At 64.7% G+C, this 14,575-nt stretch carries 17 protein-coding genes; 6 read left to right on the forward strand and 11 right to left on the reverse strand.

Going from position 1 to position 14,575, the window contains the following annotated elements; all coding sequences use genetic code 11:
- The first annotated feature begins 1 nt into the window (after position 1).
- On the forward strand, positions 2–784 hold the full coding sequence (locus ASD72_RS07870; RefSeq protein WP_056879373.1) for a sulfite exporter TauE/SafE family protein: 783 nt from the start codon (positions 2–4) through the stop codon (positions 782–784).
- A 277-nt stretch (positions 785–1,061) separates the two neighbouring features.
- Here the strand turns inward: ASD72_RS07870 and ASD72_RS07875 are convergent, their stop codons facing one another.
- From ASD72_RS07875 to ASD72_RS07920, 10 genes are all read right to left on the reverse strand, one after another.
- Positions 1,062–2,009, reverse strand: a complete 948-nt coding sequence (locus ASD72_RS07875) for a TlpA disulfide reductase family protein (RefSeq protein WP_081420216.1) — start codon at positions 2,007–2,009, stop codon at positions 1,062–1,064.
- A 54-nt stretch (positions 2,010–2,063) separates the two neighbouring features.
- Positions 2,064–2,813 (reverse strand): SDR family NAD(P)-dependent oxidoreductase, encoded by a 750-nt coding sequence (locus ASD72_RS07880; RefSeq protein ID WP_056879374.1) that lies wholly within the window; start codon positions 2,811–2,813, stop codon positions 2,064–2,066.
- Between the two features lie 97 nt (positions 2,814–2,910).
- A complete protein-coding gene (locus ASD72_RS07885; protein WP_056879375.1) occupies positions 2,911–4,038 on the reverse strand; it encodes an FAD-dependent oxidoreductase in 1,128 nt (375 codons plus the stop codon).
- 145 nt (positions 4,039–4,183) lie between these two features.
- On the reverse strand, positions 4,184–4,639 hold the full coding sequence (trxC, locus tag ASD72_RS07890; RefSeq protein ID WP_056879376.1) for a thioredoxin TrxC: 456 nt from the start codon (positions 4,637–4,639) through the stop codon (positions 4,184–4,186).
- Positions 4,636–5,115, reverse strand: coding sequence for an OsmC family protein (locus ASD72_RS07895; RefSeq protein WP_056879377.1), 480 nt, complete (start codon positions 5,113–5,115; stop codon positions 4,636–4,638). Before ASD72_RS07895 ends, trxC begins: the two co-directional genes overlap by 4 nt.
- Positions 5,112–5,798: a DUF3365 domain-containing protein gene (locus ASD72_RS07900; RefSeq protein WP_081420217.1), complete on the reverse strand. Its 687-nt coding sequence runs from the start codon at positions 5,796–5,798 to the stop codon at positions 5,112–5,114. The genes ASD72_RS07895 and ASD72_RS07900 overlap by 4 nt, the downstream gene beginning before the upstream one ends.
- Positions 5,795–9,049, reverse strand: a complete 3,255-nt coding sequence (locus tag ASD72_RS07905; RefSeq protein WP_056879379.1) for an efflux RND transporter permease subunit — start codon at positions 9,047–9,049, stop codon at positions 5,795–5,797. The genes ASD72_RS07900 and ASD72_RS07905 overlap by 4 nt, the downstream gene beginning before the upstream one ends.
- Before the next feature lies 1 nt (position 9,050).
- Positions 9,051–10,112, reverse strand: coding sequence for an efflux RND transporter periplasmic adaptor subunit (locus ASD72_RS07910; protein WP_155944591.1), 1,062 nt, complete (start codon positions 10,110–10,112; stop codon positions 9,051–9,053).
- Between the two features lie 26 nt (positions 10,113–10,138).
- Positions 10,139–10,342, reverse strand: coding sequence for a DUF2892 domain-containing protein (locus ASD72_RS07915; protein WP_056879380.1), 204 nt, complete (start codon positions 10,340–10,342; stop codon positions 10,139–10,141).
- Positions 10,343–10,372: 30 nt separating this feature from the next.
- Entirely contained in the window at positions 10,373–11,689 is a 1,317-nt protein-coding gene (locus ASD72_RS07920; RefSeq protein WP_343123678.1) for an FAD-dependent oxidoreductase, read from the reverse strand.
- Between the two features lie 58 nt (positions 11,690–11,747).
- Here ASD72_RS07920 and ASD72_RS20505 point away from each other — a divergent pair, with 58 nt between their 5' ends.
- From ASD72_RS20505 to ASD72_RS07940, 5 genes are read left to right on the forward strand one after another with little or no spacing between them, the layout of a single operon-like run.
- On the forward strand, positions 11,748–12,143 hold the full coding sequence (locus ASD72_RS20505) for a rhodanese-like domain-containing protein (protein ID WP_081420218.1): 396 nt from the start codon (positions 11,748–11,750) through the stop codon (positions 12,141–12,143).
- Between the two features lie 2 nt (positions 12,144–12,145).
- Positions 12,146–12,502: a metalloregulator ArsR/SmtB family transcription factor gene (locus tag ASD72_RS07925; protein WP_056879382.1), complete on the forward strand. Its 357-nt coding sequence runs from the start codon at positions 12,146–12,148 to the stop codon at positions 12,500–12,502.
- Positions 12,499–12,876 (forward strand): rhodanese-like domain-containing protein, encoded by a 378-nt coding sequence (locus tag ASD72_RS07930; RefSeq protein WP_056879383.1) that lies wholly within the window; start codon positions 12,499–12,501, stop codon positions 12,874–12,876. The genes ASD72_RS07925 and ASD72_RS07930 overlap by 4 nt, the downstream gene beginning before the upstream one ends.
- Positions 12,873–13,505, forward strand: a complete 633-nt coding sequence (locus ASD72_RS07935) for a class I SAM-dependent methyltransferase (protein ID WP_056879384.1) — start codon at positions 12,873–12,875, stop codon at positions 13,503–13,505. Before ASD72_RS07930 ends, ASD72_RS07935 begins: the two co-directional genes overlap by 4 nt.
- A 35-nt stretch (positions 13,506–13,540) precedes the next feature.
- Complete coding sequence (locus ASD72_RS07940) at positions 13,541–13,906, forward strand: carboxymuconolactone decarboxylase family protein (protein WP_155944535.1); 366 nt, start codon at positions 13,541–13,543, stop codon at positions 13,904–13,906.
- Between the two features lie 202 nt (positions 13,907–14,108).
- Here ASD72_RS07940 and ASD72_RS20885 read toward each other — a convergent pair whose 3' ends face one another.
- Complete coding sequence (locus ASD72_RS20885) at positions 14,109–14,453, reverse strand: hypothetical protein (RefSeq protein ID WP_155944536.1); 345 nt, start codon at positions 14,451–14,453, stop codon at positions 14,109–14,111.
- Positions 14,454–14,575 lie beyond the last annotated feature (122 nt).

The following is a 14,575-nucleotide window of genomic DNA, read 5'->3' on the forward strand; positions in this document are numbered from 1 at the left end:
GATGGATGCCTGGCAGACGGTGGCGTCGCTATTCTCCGGCGGCGTGGTGGGTTTCGTGCTGGGACTGATCGGCGGCGGCGGCTCGATCCTGGCCACACCGCTGCTACTGTACGTCGTCGGCGTGGCACAGCCGCACATCGCGATCGGCACCGGCGCGCTCGCCGTATCGGCCAATGCCTATGTCAATTTCTACACCCACGCGCGCCGCGGCAATGTCTACTGGCGCTGCGCGCTCGTGTTCGCTCTGGTCGGCACGCTCGGTGCGCTAGGCGGTTCCAGCCTAGGCAAGCTGATAGACGGCCAGCAACTGTTGCTGCTGTTCGGCCTGGTGATGATGGTGGTCGGTGCGACCATGCTGCGCCCGCGTCGCGAGCGCCCTGCCGGGCACGAGATCACCAGCAAACGCACCTGTCTGCGCGCCGGTGCACTTGCGCTGCTGGCGGGCGCCGCTTCGGGCTTCTTTGGCATCGGCGGCGGCTTCCTAATCGTGCCGGCGCTCATGCTTGCGACCGGCATGTCTATGGGTAACGCGATCGGTTCGTCACTGCTGGCAGTGGGCACCTTCGGCTTGGCGACCGCGATCAACTATGCCTTGTCAGGACTAGTCGACTGGGATATGGCGGGGTTGTTCATCCTCGGCGGCGTGCTCGGCGGTCTGATCGGCACCCGGCTATCGTTGCGTTGGGCGCAGCGGCGGGTGCTGCTGACGCGGGTGTTCGCTGGATTCGTGTTCGTTGTCGCGGCCTACATCCTCTACCGCAGCGGAAGCGCATTGCCACATTGAGGTGCCGGTGCGTCATGGGCGGGGCCGAATACCGGGGCATGGCGCTGTCGTCTTTATGCACGCCACCCAGCCTTGCACGATGTTGTCTCTGTCGCGGTAGACCAGCGCGGGCGTGCTTGGAATCCCGGTTAGACCATCAAACTTACTTACGTTAGGGACAGTTGAAGGCACCAAAGGAATAGAGGTGCTGCCGTCACGGACCTAGGTCGCAGCTTCCAACTGCGCCAGATCCGCTCGCCCTAAGACTTGAAGCGCCCGTTCGTGCAGTCCCGGGGCGTCAGCCTAGTAACCGTCGACGGCGTGGCACGCGCTCTCCGACGGCACTAGCGCGGCGAGTAGGACGAGAAAGAAGCGGTTCGGCAAGATTATGTTCATTCCTGGGGGGGGATGGGGTGGCAGAACGCGCGTCGAAGTGTTTGTGCAGGGTGTCGGCCAGACTAGCGCGGGTCAGTTCGCCCATGTAGCTGGTAACCAGGCGGCCATCGGCGTCAAAGAACAGAGTGGTCGGCAGGCCACGGGTGTGGCTGGTGGGCATCGCCTGCGACTGCGGGTCGAGCAGCACGTGGTCGTGCAGTCGCAGTTGTTGCTGTTCGAGGAAGGCGCGAATGGTGTCCGCGTCTTCGCCCTGGTTGAGCAACACGATATCGACGTCCGGATAGCGCTGCAGGGCATCGACGAACACCGGCATCTCGCGCCGGCACGGCGGGCACCAGGTCGCCCAGAGATTGAGCAAGACGGGCTTGCCAGCAGAGGGCGCGAGCTTCACCGACGCGCCATCGAGCTTGGCCCCAGTGATAGCGGGAATCGGTGGCGCGGAGCGCTGCAGCAGGGCCAGCGCGCTGGCCAGTGCGAACCAAGCCAGCAGACCAGTGCCGATCCCGATAACCAGCGGCTTGCGCAACGACGGGTGTTTCCTGGTGCACCATCCTACGAACGCGAGTGCCGCAGGCAGGCCAGTCCACCACAGGAAACCGCCGTCGCCGATGGCCACGATCGACCACGGCGCTGCCGCGTACTCCGACCACCAGCGCAGCACATAACCCAGCCGCGCCACCAGCAGGCCGACGAAGAACGCATCGGTGAACAATGCGCCGGCCCGCTTGGGCGCCGCCGAGTAGACGGCGCCCCCCATGCGCCGGGCCAGTGCGAGCACCAACCACCGCGCTAGCAGCGCGACCACGATGACCAGCACCGCGTGCATCGGGAACGGACCGATCGAGGTCATCGAGCACTCCGCCCAGGTACTGCCGAACACGCCGGAGCGGTCGGCCGCAGCCAGTCAGGCCGAGGTGTAGGCGCCATCGACTACGTATTGGCTACCGGTCACGAAGGCTGCATCGCTGGAAAGCAGGAACGCGACCACGTCCGCCACTTCCTCCGCCGTGCCAAGGCGCCCGATGGGATGCAGGGCCTTCAGTCCGTCGTGGGTATCGCGGTCGAGGAAGTCGAGCAGCGGCGTGTCGATGTATCCCGGGTGCACGGAGTTGATCCGCACCCCCTTGGCCGAATACTCGATGGCAGCCGTCTTGGTCAGCCCCGACACGCCGTGCTTGGCGGCGACATAGGCGCTCAGGCCTGCGGTGCCGACCAGGCCGAGGATCGAGGCGGTGTTGACGATGGCACCGCCGCCGCTGGCGAGGATGGCCGGGATCTCGTACTTCATCCCGTAGAAAACACCACTGAGATTGATGTCGATCACGCGTTGCCAGTCGGCGATCTCCAACTCGGCTAGCGGCGCGGTGGAGCCACCGATGCCGGCGTTGTTGAAGGCCAGATGCAGGCCGCCGAAGTGCTTCACTGAGAATTCGACTGCGGCCTTTACATCCTCATGTCTGGCGGTATTGGCGACGTTGGCAGCGGCTTGACCACCGGCCTCGCGGATAGTGGCGGCGACCTTCTCGGCGGCCTCGCCATTGATGTCGCTGACTACGACCTGCGCGCCGCTGGCAGCCAGTCGCTTCGCGGTGGCTTCGCCGATGCCCGAGCCGGCGCCGGTGATCAAGACGACTTTTCCGGAAAAATCATGCATGTGGGTACTCCTGTGCGGGGGGGATTGTTTTGACGCGACCGGGGATGCCGCAAGATGCGATTTCGCGTCATCGTCAGCAGATCTCTGTCGACAGGACTTATCGATACGCTTTCAGGTAGCGGTCCTCGAACTTGCGCTTGAGCCAATGGAGCATGCGCGAATGAGGCGAGGTGAAGGTTCGCGATTCGCTGCGGTAGATCAGCAGACCACTGTCGAGGCTGTCGACGATGCAAACTAGTTCGGTATTGAAGCCGTGGTTGGCCGGTTCGCCGCGCAGGTCGGCGGCAATGTTCTTCGCCACCGCCTCGGCCTGGAGATCGGCCTGGTGTGCCTGTTTTGCCATCCAGTCCGGGCCGGGATAGCTGCCGATGTCGCCGGCTACATACACCTTGTCCATGCCGCGCGCGAGACAATGTTTGTCAGCGGCGACGAAGCCGCCTTCAGAGCGTGGCAGGTCACTGTCGTCCAGCCAGGCCGGGCCGGTGAGACCTGGCATGAACAGGATCAGGTCGGCGCCGAATTCGCCGCCTTCGGTCACCACCTTGCCGGCCTCGAAGCGCACCGGCTTGTGGCCCAGATGGGTTTCGATGCCGAGTTTTTGCATCCGCGCGAGCATCTTCTGCACCGCCGTCGGGCCGAGCCGCTGTCCCGGCTCCTTCGACGGATTGAAGAACACCAGCTTGAACTTCGCGCGCCGGCCTTGCCGCCGCAGCAGGGTGTCTATGCCAAACAGGAATTCGAACATCGGCCCACCACGCACCGCGCCGGGCTCCTTGGGGTTGGAGGCGAAGCCGATGGCGATCGTGCCGCCCTCCATTGCCGCCAGCCGGTCGCGGATGGCCTCGGCGCTGGCGATGCCTTCGCAGGGAATAAGCGCGTGTTCGATGCCCGGCAACTTGCGCAGGTACTGCCCGCCGGTAGCGACGATCAGGTAGTCGTTGCGCAACTCGCCATGGTCGGTGACCACGCGCCGGCCGCCGTCGAGCACTTGGAGCGCGCTGCCGACGTGCCAGGCCACCCGTTCGCGACGGAAGAAGTCCGCCAACGGAATGCGCAGGTCGTCGCTCGTCTTCTCGCCCGACGGTAGCCAGATCAGGCTGGGCAGGTAGACGAGTTCATTGCGAGGTGATACCACGGTGATGTCTGCGTCCAGACGTTGTTCGCGCAGCCGGCGGATGGCGGTGAGCGCGGCGAAGCCGCTGCCCAGGATGACGATGTGGGTCATGGTGTTGCCCAGTCCTGGCGAGTTGGCGGTGGTTGGGGAGACGGGTGGGGGTGGCGGGCCCCGGAAGCGCGCAGCGGCCAGCCCAAGTAGGCCTGCGCCGGTGGCCAGCCAAAGCAGCGCACGGCGGCGCGAGGTCTCCACGACGTCATCCTTCCCGTGCGAGTTGCGCGCGCGCCCAGCGCACGATCTCGCCCGTGGGAATGGCACCGGACATGCGCGCCAGTTCGCGGCCGAGGTTGAACAGAGCGAGCGTGGGAATGCTGCGGATGGCGAAGCGCCGAGCCAACTCTGGCTGCGACTGCGTATCGACTTTCGCCAGTCGCATGGCCGGCTCCAGTTCGGCAGCCGCGGCCTCGAAGTGCGCGGCCATCACGCGGCACGGGGCACACCAGGGCGCCCAGAAATCGACGAGCATGGGCAGATCGCTTCTCGACGCGTGCGCCTCGAACGCATCGACTCCCTCGATCACGGTCGGGTGGCCATCGAATAGCCGGGTGTGGCAACGGCCACAGGCTGGGGTGTCGTCGAGGCGCATGGCCGCCAGGCGATTGATGGCGTTGCAGCGAGGGCAGGCGACCTGGAGCGCGTCTGTCGTGCTCATGCGCCGGCCTCGAAGGTCTTGTCGCCCAGCAGTACCCGGCCTTCGCCATCAAGGACCTCGACCTCGACGTCGATACCCTGGCGCACGCTCTGGGTGACCACGCAGAAGTCCTCGAACTGCTCGAGCACGCGCTCGAGGTCGTGGTAGTCGGCATTGTGGCCGGGCAGGTGCAGGGTGGCCTTGGCCGAAGCGATGCGCCAGCGGCCGTGCTCATTGCGCGTCGGCAGTGCACAGATTTCGGCGCGCAGCGGCCCTGGTGCGTTGCGGTGCTTGCGCAGCGCGAACAGCAGGCTGGCCGCGAGGCAGTTGGCCACGGATGCCAGCAACAGGCGTGCCGGATTGGGTCCGCGGTCGTGGCCCAGCGGCGTTGGTTCGTCGGTCAGCAGTGGCTCCAGCGCGGTGTCGTCGAAGATCACGCGGAAGGCGTAGTCGCTGTCCTGTTCCAGGGTGATGCGGATCGGAGTGTTGTCGCTCATTGCATCCCTCCCGTGGGGTCTTCGGGTACTTCCACCCAGAGTGCGCCGCGTAGGTCGCCCACGTCGAAGCCGGTGGCCTGGTCGTCGGGATAGCGGGCGAGGATGGCGTTGCGGATCGGCGTGGCCACGTCCTTGCCGTGGCAGGCCAGGCAGCCCGGTTCGGTGGCGATGCCGCGCATCATCCGCAGTGCCACGCCATCGGGCAGGCCGTCACGGACCATGGACACCTGCTCGGACGCTAGCGCCCCTCCATCGACAGCCTGCTGGAACGCCTCCAGCGTCGCCAACTGCCAGTCGCCAGCTTCCTGCGCCGGGTTGCGATGGCGGCCGGGTAGCGCGACGCGGCCCATGCGTACACCGTGCTTGGCCATCACCGTCTCGGCAATGGCCGGCGCTTGCGCATGGCAGACCTCGACCGCTGCGGTCGGGCCGCCCTGCTGCATCGCGGCCTGCAGCTTGCCGCGTAGCCGTCCGCTGAATTCCACGGCGGCAGTCTTCGCGCGTTCCAGTGCCGGATCAGGGGATGGGGTGGTTGATGCAGACGAGGGTGGGGGAAGCGGTGCGCCCTGCGCCTGCAACGGTCTTGCGGGATTCGCGCCGCCCTGCGTGGCGGACGTGCAGGCGGTCGCCGCCAGTGTGATGCCGACGGCTAGCGCGGCGAAACCGAAACCACGGACGGTCATGCTGAAGCTTCCTTGGGGCTGCGTTGCAGCAGCAGCGTGTAGTAGAGCAACGGGATAACGACCAAGGTCAACACCGTCGAGACCAGGATGCCGAAGATCAGCGAGATCGCCAGGCCGTTGAAGATGGGGTCGTCCAGGATGAAGAACGCACCCGCCATCGCCGCCAGTGCGGTCAACGCGATCGGTTGCGCTCGCACCGCACAGGCGTCGACGACCGCCGATTCGAGCGTCTGCCCTCGCTCGACCAGATGGTTGATGAAGTCCACCAGCAGGATCGAGTTGCGCACGATGATGCCCGCCAACGCGATCATGCCGATCATGCTGGTGGCGGTGAACTGCGCACCCAACAGGGCATGCCCCGGCATCACGCCGATCACGGTCAACGGGATGGGCGCCATGATCACCAGCGGCACCACGTAATGACGGAAGTAGGCCACCACCAGCAGGTAGATCAACACCATGCCGGCGGCATAGGCGATGCCCATGTCGCGGAAGGTCTCGTAGGTGATCTGCCACTCGCCATCCCACTTGATGGCGAAACCCGACGTTTCCGCCGGTTGCCGGATGTAGAACTGCTCGATTTCCTGCCCGTCGATGGCCTCGTCGGACAGCTGCCCGACCAGATCGAACATGCCATACAGCGGGCTGTCGACTGTGCCGCTCTCGTCGCCCATCACGTACACCACCGGCAGCAGGTCCTTGTGGTGAATGGCACCGTCCCACCAGGTGGATCGCACCTGCACCAACTCCGACAGCGGCACCAGCTGGCCGTTGCCACCGCGTACCCGCAGCGCGAGCATGCCATCCAACGATGCCTGGTCGGCCACCGGCAGGCGCAAGCGGATCGGTCGCGGATACTTCGAACCGCCATCGATCATATGGGTCGCGTCCAGCCCCGAAAGGCCGGCGGCGATCGTCTCGGTGATCGCCGACTGCGGCACACCCAGGCGTGCAGCGCGCACGCGGTCGATCGCCAGGATGTCACGGCGCGCATCCGCCTCCACGCTGGAGTCCACATCGACGATGCCGTCGGTGTCCAGGAAGCGTTGCTCGAGCGCCCGCGCGACCTGCCTCTGGCGGAGGTAGTCCGGACCGTACACCTCGGCCACGATCGGCGACAGCACGGGCGGCCCGGGCGGCACTTCGACCACTTTCACCGACGCGCCATGGCGGCGGCCGATCGCATCCACCTGCGGACGCAACGCGACGGCGATCTCGTGGCTCTTGCGGTCGCGGTCGTGGCGGTCCACCAGGTTCACCTGCAGGTCGCCCACGTTCGCACCCTCGCGCAGGTAGTACTGCCGTACCAGCCCGTTGAAGTTGATCGGTGCGGCTGTACCGGCGTAGCCCTGGTAGTCCAGGACTTCCGGTGTGCGGTCCAATACGCCGGCCAGTTCGGACAACATGGCATTGGTGTCCTCCAGCGTTCGCCCTTCGGGCAGGTCGACCACGATCTGCAATTCGGACTTGTTGTCGAATGGCAGCATTTTCAGCACCACCAGCTTGAACACCGCCAGGCTGGCCGCCAGCGCCACCAGCGCGGCCATGGCTAAGAACAGCAGGCGTCGGCGGCGCGCACCCGCGCGGGCATCCAGGAAGGGCTTCATCCCGCGTTCGAACAGGCGATGCAGTCGCGCGGCCATGGTGCCGTCCGCATGCCCGTGGGCGGCGCCCTCACCCGTATGCGCGAACGCATGCCGTTTGAGCAGCTTCAGCGAGAGCCACGGCGTCACCACCAGCGCGATCATCAGCGACAGCAGCATGCCGACTGAGGCGTTGATCGGAATGGGCCGCATGTACGGTCCCATCAGGCCGCTGACGAAGGCCATTGGCATCAATGCCGCGATCACGGTGAAGGTGGCCAGGATGGTCGGACCGCCCACTTCGTCCACCGCGGGCGGAATGGCCTCGGCCAGCGACATGCCGCCCTGCGCCATGTGCCGATGGATGTTCTCGACCACCACGATGGCATCGTCCACCAGGATGCCGATGGAGAAGATCAGCGCGAACAACGAGACGCGATTGAGGGTGAAGCCCATCGCCCACGAGGCGAACAACGTGACGGCCAGCGTCAGCACCACCGCGCTGCCGATCACGATGGCCTCGCGACGACCCAGCGCGAACAGCACCAGCAGCACCACCGATCCGGTGGCGAAGACCAGCTTCTTGATCAGCGTCTGCGCCTTGTCGCTCGCCGTCAGGCCGTAGTCCCGAGTGGTCTCCACCTGGATTCCGTCGGGAATGACCGTGCCACGCAGGGCCTTCACCCGTGCCAGGACGGCGGAGGTGATGTCGGCCGCATTGCTGCCCGGCTTCTTGGCGATGACCAGCGTCACCGCGGGTGCGACGCCGCTGGCGGGTCCCGCGCGCGTGGCGGGCGCGCCGTGCCAGACGTAGCTCGATGGGGCGTCGGCCGCATCGCTGACCGTCGCCACGTCCTGCAGGCGCACCGGCTGGCCACCCGCCACGCCCAGCACCAGGCCGGCCACATCCGCGCGATCGGCCAGGAACTGGCCGGACGTCACCTGCACCACCCCATCCGCACCGACGCGCTCACCCGCCTGGCGCGCCAGGTTGGCGGCCTGCAGGGCCGCGGACAGATCGTTCACCGCCAGGCCATGGCTGGCCAGTCGCGCCGCATCGAGCTGGACCATGACGGCACGCTCCGGCGCACCGAGGGTGAACACATCGCGCGTGCCGGGGATGCGCTTGAGTTCGGTTTCCAGCGTGTGGGCCACTTCGGCCAGGTCGCGTGCGCCGCGCTGCGGATCGTCCGTCCACAGGGTCAGCGCCATCACCGGCACGTCGTCGATGCCCTTGGGCTTGATGATGGGCTGGCCCACGCCAAGGTTCGCCGGCATCGAGTCCTGGTTCGAGAACACCTTGTCGTACAGGCGCACCAGCGCGGGCTGGCGCTTCACGCCCACGTCGAACTCCACCGTCAGCACCGCCATGCCGGGCCGGCTGATCGAATAGGTGTGCTTGATCTCCTCGATCTCGGACAGTTTCTGTTCCAGCGGATAGGTCACCATCTGCTCGACCTGGTGCGCATCCGCGCCCGGGAACGGCACGATGACGTTGGCCATGGTGACGTCGATCTGCGGCTCTTCTTCGCGCGGCGTGATCATCACCGCCACCAGCCCCAGCAGCAGGCCGAGCAGCGCGAGGATCGGCGTCAGGGGGTTGGCCTGGAACGTGCGCGCCAGGCGACCGGAGATACCCAGTCGCGGTGGGTTCGGGAGCGATGCCATGTCAGTCGTCCTTGCGCGCCGCCACCAGCGCCTGCTGCGCGGCGACCGGATCGGTGGCGATCCTCTCGCCGGGCTTCAACCCTGAGATCACGTCCACCTGGTCGCCGGCCGCATCACCCAGCCTGACCTGACGCAACGACAGCCGCCCGTCGCTGAGCACATACATCGCCGTCACCTCGCCGCGGCGCACCAGCGCGCTGGTGGGAACGCGCGGGAATGCCGCGCCCTTCACGGCCGGGAACGCCACTTTCGCGGTCAGCCCGGGTTGCGGCGGCACATCGAGCGCCGGCAGCTGCACGCGGATCCGCACTGCGTGGGTGGACGCATCCGCGGCCGGAAAGACGGTGACGTCGGCGGCATCGATCCGGCGCCCATCGTCGAAGGTGACCACGGCCGCGGGGTTGGCCCGGACCGCTTCCGCTTCCGACTGCGGCACCGCCACTTCGATGCGCAGGGCGCCCGGTGCGAACACGGTCATCAGCGTCTGGCCGATGCCGACGCTCTCGCCGGGTTCGACATCGCGGGTGGCGACGATGCCCGCGTACGGCGCGCGGACCGTGGTGTAGTCGGTCTGCTGGCCGGCGTTCGCGACTTGGGCGCGGGCGGCATCGCGCGCGGCAGCCGCGGAATCGCGCGCCATGCGGGCCTGGTCCAACTGCGCCTGAGACACGAACTGACCCTTGGCCAAGTTGGCAAAACGCCGGTAGTTGGCTTCCGCTTCGGTTGCGGACGCTTCCGCCGCGCGCAGCTGGGCGCGGGCGGCTTCGACGCCGGATTGCTGCTCGACCGCACTGAGCCGCACCAGGACATCGCCCGCGACCACGCGATCGTTGATATCGCGCGACACGGCGACCACGCGCCCGTTCGTCTGCGCCGACAGCGTGGCCTGTTGCACGGCCTCCACCACGCCCTCCCAGGCACGGCCGCCCGCCGCATCGGCGGACTGCACCTGGAACGTCTGCAGCCCCTCGATGCGCGCCGGCGGGGCGGTGGGCCCTTCACGCCCGCACGCGGCAAGGGCCACCACCAGCAAGAGCGGCGACAGCGGACGCGACGACATCATGATGCGGATCACGGCAGGCCTCGCGCTCACTTGAATGCGCAGCCGGCGCGCACGCCCAGCTTGCGGAAGACGATGGCGGCGGGACAGAAGCCGGTGACGCTGGCCTGCAGGAGGTTCACGCCGATGAAGACGGTGAGCCACAGCCACAGCGGCGAGACGAAGTGGGCCAGCGCCAGGCTGGCGAGGATCATCACGCCGGCGAAGGCGAGGACGGCACGGTCGAGGTTCATGGGGGGTTCTCCGGACAGGGGGTGGGAAATTCAGCGGGTGCGCATGATGCCGAGCAGCTTGAGCACGTATTTCTCGTAGACCGGCTCGGTGTTGCCGGACTTCATCTTCATCAGGAAGTACTTTTCGAATGCGATCTTGGCCACGTGCACCCATTTGCCGACCTTGGCCCAGGTGACGTTGCGGGGCGGGATCTGCGGCAGTGCCACGAAGGCCGCGCCGGTGTCGCCCATGTCCGCCAGGCAGATCGCGTTCCAGGTGGCTTCCGCCATGGCAGGCGTGCCGGCCAGCTCGGCCTGGATGTTGTGCGCCACGGCAGTGACCATGGACTCGATCATGAAACCGGTCTTCGGTGCGCCTGTCGGCACCGGCGTGGCCTCGACCGGCGGGATCGCCACGCACACGCCTAGCGAGAAGATGTTGGGATAGGCCGGGTTGCGCTGATGCTTGTCGATCAGGATGAAACCGCGCGGATTGCAGAGCCCTTCGCCCTGGCGCACGGCTGGCACGCCGGTGAACGCCGGCAGCACCATCGAGTACTTGAACGGCAACACGTGCGCTTTCTTCGCCTGGCCAGCGTCGTCCATTTCGGACACATCCATCTCGCCGCTGCGGACTGCGGTGATCTTCGCGTTGGTGATCCACTGAATGTGGCGCTGGCGGAACTCCGATTCCATCAGTCCCTTGGAGTCACCGACGCCCCCCAGCCCCATGTGGCCGATGTACGGCTCCGGGGTCACGTAGGTAATCGGCACTTTGTCGCGCAGCCTGCGCTTGCGCAGGTCCCTGTCGAGGATCATCGCGAACTCGTAGGCCGGTCCGAAGCAACTGGCCATAGGCGCAGCACCGACGATCACCGGCCCCGGATTGTCGAGGAAGGTCTGATACGCCTCCCATGCGGAGGTCGCATGCGTCGTCGTGCAGATCGATTGCGTATGACCGTCTTCGGGACCGAGTCCGGGCACTTCGTCGAATGCCAGTCGTGGGCCGGTGGCGATCACCAGGAAGTCGTAATCGATGTGGCGGCCGTCGCGTAGCCGGACGCGATTGCTGTCGGGCTCGACCCGCTCGGCACCCGCGCCTTCGAACACGATGCCCTTCTTCGCCAGGTAGCGGGCGACCGGCATCTCGACATCGGATGGTTTGCGCCAGCCCACGGCGACCCAGGGATTGGAGGGGGTGAAAGAGAAGCGGTCCCCTTCACCGATCACCGTGATCGCCGGCCCGGGGCCCAGCGTGCCACGGAGTTCATAGGCAGCGCTCATGCCTCCTATCCCAGCGCCCAGTACGACGATACGTGCCATGTGTTCCCCTCCAGGTTCGATGGCGTGAACAGGCGTAATGCCCATCGCTTGACTCTAAATTAGAATAAGATTATATTAGAGTCAACTGATTATTGGAGTGGTGATGGCTGTGACGGTCGAACATCTGGTGGCGTCTGCTCGATCGCGGATCAGCGAAATCAGTCTTGAGACATTGATTGCTTGGCGAGTAAGGGTGCCCGCGTTGAACGTGGTCGATGTTCGCGAGCCGGATGAGTTCGCGCACGGCCATCTGCCTGGCGCAGTCAACCTTCCGCGCGGCGTGCTTGAGTTCCGGATTCATGCGCATATGGCCGCTGTGTGCACTACTGGCACAGCGCTGACTGGGTCCACCGCACCTTTGGTGCTCTACTGCTTGAGCGGAGGGCGGTCTGCGCTGGCGGCAGCTAGCCTGCAAAAGCTCGGTTTTGACTCGGTCCGCTCATTGGCTGCTGGATTCAATGCATGGTGCAATGCGGGTTTGCCCGTAGTGGAGGAGTAAAGATGCCAAGACAACAGAGGGCCACGACCACATTCGATCTGGAGGCCATGCAGGCCAATGCAGGGGATGCAGCGCAGTTGCTGAAAGCAATGGCGAATGAGCGCAGGCTACAGATTCTGTGTCTTCTGGCCACCGGTGAGCGGTCGGTAGGCGAGATCAATGAGATGTTGAATCTCAGTCAGTCCGCGCTCTCGCAGCACTTGGCGGTGCTGCGGGAAGAAGAGCTCGTGTGCACACGGCGTGAGGCACAGACCATCTACTACTCGATTGTGCCGGGTCCGGCTGCAACGGTAATGGAGGCCTTGCATGGAATTTTCTGTGGTCCCAATCCGGTGAAAGTCAGGCGAAGCCAGCAATGATCAGGTTTCTGAAGGTTATGTTCGGCCTTGGCGGTGAGGCGGTTGATCATAGAAATGCAGTGGCCCGACTGAACCGTGGCTCCATACTGGTCGATGTCCGTGAGCTTCAAGAGTTCAAGGACGGTCATGTCGAGGGTGCCTTGCACGTGCCCCTGGGAGAAATTCGTGCACAAGGAGTGCGCGCCATGGATCCGGACTCGGTACCGGCGGGCAGCGAGGTGCTGTTGCTCTGTCAGAGCGGCATGCGCTCCCGTATTGCCATGAGCATTCTGTCGCAGGATCGCACCCGTCGGTATGTCAACGTGAGAGGTGGCATGGTTGCATGGGCGAATGATGGGTTGCCCGTCACCCGTGAAGTGAAGGAGTGCCAATGACAGGGCATGCATTCAGTACCTCAGACGCGAAAGGCTGGAACGCGCGTTACGACCGGCCGGAGCATGTGTTCGGGACCGAACCCAATGCCTTTCTTGCCGCGCAGGCACCGCGCCTGGTGCCGGGAATGAAGGCATTGGCCGTTGCCGATGGTGAGGGTCGTAATGGCGTCTGGCTGGCAGGACAGGGGCTCAACGTTCTATCGGTGGATGCGTCGGAGGTTGGATTGGCCAAGGCGCAGCGCCTGGCTGCTGGATGCGGCGTTCACATCACGACAGAGTTGGCCGATCTGGCGGCATGGGAATGGGGTCACGCACGCTTTGATGTGGTGGTCGCGATCTTTATCCAGTTTGCGGGCCCAGCATTGCGCAAGGAAATGTTTGCGGGAATGCAGCGCGCGCTGAAGCCAGGCGGACTGTTGATCTTGCAAGGCTATCGCCCTGAACAGCTGACTTACGGGACTGGTGGGCCAAAGCAGATCGAAAACCTGTATGACGCGGAATTGTTGCGCGATGCCTTCGCTGGCATGTGCATCCTTCACCTGTCCGCGCACGATGACGTCCTTTGCGAGGGCGAGGGCCATCAAGGCATGTCCGCATTGATCGACCTCGTTGCGCAAAAGGACTCCTGACGTACCTTGCAACCTTCAATCACAAGGAGAAACTTGTGTCAGCCATTGATTCATATGCCGAACTGACGCGCGCGGTGTCGAAGAACTTGACGCCGTTGCGTTCGCGGAATGCCGATGTCATGGCGGGCTTTGGTGCATTGAGCAAGGCGGCGTTAGCGCCGGGCGCACTTGATGAAAAGACCAAAGAGTTGATCGCGATGGCGATCGGCGTGGCCGCACGTTGCGACGCGTGCTTGGGCTTCCATGCGAAGGCGCTGGTACGACTACATGTAACTCCAGAAGAGTTCCAAGAAATGCTGGGTGTAGCGGTATACATGGGTGGCGGCCCCTCCTTGATGTACGCAGCCAATGCGTTAGCTGCATACGAGGAATTCAAGCAGGCCGCAGGCCATGCCGTGTAGCAGGGCCGGGCACCTGGACTCACAGGTTTAAAGGTCCGGTGAAGGGTTGTCTGGACTTGTGGGGGGGAAGTCCTCCAGCGGTGAAGTTTGGCTCTTTAGGCGACTGGGCGAGATTCGGTGGTCAGCATTCGATAGGGGCTTGGAAGCGCCAACCGGATGACCCATGACGTCCTATTCCGTGAACCACTAAGCTGCTGCGACCTCATCCTTTATTCAGTGGTTGAGCAAGCTGTAGAGCTGCGATATCGGCGGTTTCGCTCACCAGGGCGAAGCTGGAGTCTGATGCGACCAGTACTTGTTTGCCTAACCCTTGGCCGGTAAGTGATTTCTCGATCGCGAAATGATTGATCACTGACGCTTTGCTAGATCGCGAGATACCGTAAATACAACCCAAACCCGAATGAAGGCCCCAGCCAAGATCGATGCCTTGGGGCTTGGCGGGGGTCAACAGCTCGCCGCCTTGGGTGTACAGGTGCTTCTCAGGGGGCAATAAAGGCCTGGCACGAAGAGATGGCGTCCAACTCTTCTTTGGAAACAGGCTGCTCACGTAACCACTCTATGATCTGCATCTTCCTGCGTCCTTGTTAGCTCGACATTCCGTGCCCAACTTTGAGCTTATTGGCACCGAGGAGTTGCAGACAAGAGTCTGTCTATCGGCCCATAATCGTA

The organism is Pseudoxanthomonas sp. Root630 (genome assembly GCF_001427585.1).
Classification (GTDB): domain Bacteria; phylum Pseudomonadota; class Gammaproteobacteria; order Xanthomonadales; family Xanthomonadaceae; genus Pseudoxanthomonas_A.